Consider the following 3,417-nt stretch of genomic DNA (forward strand, 5'->3'; position numbering starts at 1 on the left):
CGATTGCGGCGACCGGGGAACAGGGGAGCGTTCGGGATGTACTTGTTGCCTGCCGCGTTGATGGCAGAGAACGGGTGAACCCTTGTGAGATACTCACGCAACTCGTCGGCTAGCCACGGTGCTAGAGGGACTACGCGATTCGAGCTGGCGTCGCTCTTCGGCGTGCCTTCGGTCCACTGACGGGCCTTGCGCGTGGCCGTGCGGACTACTCGGATACTGCCAACCGTGGCGGGGAGGGTGGACAGGGTCACGTCCTGCAGCTGCAGACCTTGGAGCTCGGCGGCACGAATACCCGTGTGAGCGGCGAACAGCACCGCCAGCGCGTGGACCTCGTTTCCTCGGCCCTGTGACCCGTTGCGGGCGACCCAATCGCACACGCTTGCTACCTGATCCGCAGCGCAAGATCGTCGAGTATGGAAAGCGGAGGTGCCACTGTTTCGCCCGCGAGCTGACGACGGTTTGACGACGACGACAGTCGGACTTGCCGACGCGTCTACCTACACGACAATGGACTCGTATCGTGCCTGGCCCGGACGCCCGGAAAGAGCGTTGTTAGGCCATCGAAGGTCCGCAATTGTCCGGAAGCAATATAAGGGTGAACGGTTTGATACGACTGGGTAAGGGTCGTCTTCGCCTCCGGTGCAGCGGATTCCGCCGCAGCCTTGTTGAGCCAATAGTCGGGGTCACGCTTATCGGCGTAGACCTGCGCGTTGGGGAGAACGGCTCATTGCTTCGGAAGCTCGTCACGAAAACATCCAGCGCGACCTTTCCCGACGGACAGTGCCGTGAGAATCGGCTGCGCCTCAAGCATGGAACGCAGCGGCCCCCGCGGCACGTGTCAGGCGAGCAGGCTATCGGCGTTCCTGGTCGTCAGCTCTCGCCAGCTGGTGGCGCCGGGCGGCGGTGGGGCGGCGTCGACTGATGCCAATTGCGCATCAACGCCCGCAGCGGGGGTCCAGCAGGAATCGCTGCCGTAGACAATATGGGCAGTGCCCGCGACGTCCGCGAGAACTGGCAGCTGAATCGGGAACGGCGTCCCTGCCATGTCGAACCACAAGGCGCGCATCGCGTCTCGCCACGGCGGTCCGCTCCCGCCCTGTCTGAAGAGCTCGATGCGATCGCTGAAGAAGGCCAGTGCCGCACCCGAATGTGGCACCAGTATCCGCATGTCCGGATACCGGTGCGCGACGCCCGCGAGCACCAGGTCGGTGATCGAGCGGGTGCTGTCGAACATGAACTCCAGCATCGGGCGGGGCCGACCGAGCGCGGTCCGCTCCCACCCGACCGGAGACGTCGGGTGGACGAACAGCACAGCCCGCCGCGCATTGAGCTCCGCCCAAACAGGTTCGAAGATCCGATCACCGAGGTAATGGCCATCGATGTTCGAATCGAGGATGACGCCGGACGCCCCGAGAGTGTCGACGGCCCGGCGAAGTTCGGCGACCGCGGCGTCGACATCGGGTAGCGGCAGCGAGGCGAAGAACCCGAAGCGGCCGGGATGGTCACGGACGGGCTTCGCCGCTTCGTCGTTGACGTGTTCGGCGACGGCACGGGCGGTGGCGACGTCGCCGAGGTCCATACCGGGCGAGGAGATCGACAGGATGGCCCGCCGGATATCGCGTCGGTCCATCGCGGACAGTTGTTCATTGAGATTCCACTGCGGCCACCCCGGCATGCCGTCAGGTGCGAGATGACCCGCCGACCGGGCGGCACGGACATACTCGTCGGTGACGAAGTGGGCGTGCACATCGACAAGTCCAGTAGATGTGGGCATGCTCCCATGATTGCACCGACCACCACGATCGCGGCTGTACGTGTTCCCAGCCGCCGGTGGGTCAGTACGTGTCGTAGCCGTTGACGGTCTCGGCCAACGCGTTGTCGTAGCTTTGACCGGTGTTCCTGCACGGCGAGCAGACACCGGGACAAACCGGATGCCGAATCGGTTTCTGCCGACGCGGTGAGGTCATCGAGACTGCAGTAGCAGCGGTCGATATGTCGAAGACCGTTGCGTGGCAGTGTTGTGCGCGACGCTGGTGTGGTGATGCCGGAACAGGCCCGATCGCAGAGTCGGCTCACTGACGTGGTCGTCGTTCGTCGAGCCTGAGTCTGGGGCCTTGTCACGTGGATGGGCAAGCCTCACCCAGTCGCGGATCACTCGCATTCCGGGCGGCGATGTGATGGTGGCGCGGCTCAGCCCAGGAACTCCGACTCCAGAACCAGGTCTTTGAGTAGCGTCTGATACTCGACGTGGGTTTCGTGCTCGATGGTCTGCCACCGATTGCCTTGCTGTTCCTTCATATAGGCGCGGTACTTGGGTGCGCCGGGGATGCCGACGTTGTCGGCGACCACGATCGTTCCCGGATGCAGCCAGCCCCGGTCGACTAGCCGCTGCAGGTCGTTCAGGTATACGTCCTTCCAGTGGTCGAGGAACACGAAATCCAAACAGCCCTCGGTGAATCCGTAGTCCTTGGCAAGAACCTCGAGCGTTGTCCCGTCGTCGACGGTGCCGTTAATGCAGGTGATGCGATCGGCGAGGCCGGCGTGCGCCCACACGCGGCGGGCCACCGAGGCGTTGGCACCGGACTTTTCGATCGAGAACACCTTGGCGGCTGGTGCCGCTCGGGCGATCCGCAGCCCGCTGTATCCGCAGTAGGCACCGAGCTCCATGGCGAGCTTCGGATTCGCGCGCTTGACGGCGGCGTCGAGCAGCTGGCCCTTCTCGTCGCCGACGTTCATCAGGATCGACTTGTCGTAGGCAAAGTCGTCGATGGCGTCGATCGCGGCGTCGACATCGCCTGCCGGCGCGTTGGCAATGACGTACTCGGCCGTCGCCTCCTCCCGGCCGTCACCCATCTGACCCGTCCGTACGACGTTCAGGCCGCCGAAAGCCATGCGCAGGAACGAATACCTCAGGAATGGAAACTTCTGTCGCAACGTCCTCGTCAGACTCATTGCACCGAAACCTCATCTCCAGATGCGGACTTCGTCATCAGATCGGCCCTTTCTGTCTTGCTCAGATCCCTGGAGCCGTTCCCGCGCGGTCGGGCCGATGGAGTTGGCGAGCGATTTCATTGATGCGAAATCCCCGCACTGCGCGAAATGGTCATCGTCTGCGCGATGTCACGTGTGCGTGTTGCAACAGTTGCCGCGCGAGTTCGTTCCTTTCAAAGTACCGTGCGGTTTCAAGCGCGGACGGCGAGCCTGCCAGCGGATCGGCGTCGGCTGACAGCAGCAGTTCGATGATCGTTGTGTCGTTCTTGAAGACGGCGCCTGCCAACGGAGTTTGTCCTCGATTGTTGTGTCGATCAACGTCGGCCCCGCGCGCGATCAGCGCCGCGACAGCGGAGTCGTGTCCGTAATAACTGGCGAGCATCACCAGGGTGTCCCCGTTGGTGTTGGTGAGGTTCACGGGTACGC

General features: G+C 63.6%; 4 protein-coding genes. All 4 read right to left on the bottom strand.

The annotated features are described in order from the left end of the window. Positions 1-377, bottom strand: a 377-nt coding sequence (locus ACRDUX_RS34435; protein WP_526420929.1) for a site-specific integrase, incomplete at its 3' end; no start/stop codon positions are given. A 461-nt stretch (positions 378-838) separates the two neighbouring features. After that, on the bottom strand, positions 839-1,774 hold the full coding sequence (locus ACRDUX_RS34440) for an amidohydrolase family protein (protein WP_526420931.1): 936 nt from the start codon (positions 1,772-1,774) through the stop codon (positions 839-841). 416 nt (positions 1,775-2,190) lie between these two features. Beyond that, complete coding sequence (locus ACRDUX_RS34445; RefSeq protein WP_526420933.1) at positions 2,191-2,952, bottom strand: O-methyltransferase; 762 nt, start codon at positions 2,950-2,952, stop codon at positions 2,191-2,193. Between the two features lie 151 nt (positions 2,953-3,103). Continuing rightward, a partial coding sequence (locus ACRDUX_RS34450) for an ankyrin repeat domain-containing protein (protein ID WP_526420935.1) occupies positions 3,104-3,417 on the bottom strand: 314 nt, incomplete at its 5' end.

Origin of the sequence: Mycobacterium sp., from assembly GCF_050701675.1 — a bacterium.
In the GTDB taxonomy this organism is placed as follows: Bacteria; Actinomycetota; Actinomycetes; order Mycobacteriales; family Mycobacteriaceae; genus Mycobacterium.

Bases quoted from the DNA above. Each gene is read 5' to 3' on its own strand.
- ACRDUX_RS34445 (WP_526420933.1), bottom strand. From the start codon at position 2,952: ATGAGTCTGACGAGGACGTTGCGACAGAAGTTTCCATTCCTGAGGTAT.
- ACRDUX_RS34440 (WP_526420931.1), bottom strand. From the start codon at position 1,774: ATGCCCACATCTACTGGACTTGTCGATGTGCACGCCCACTTCGTCACC.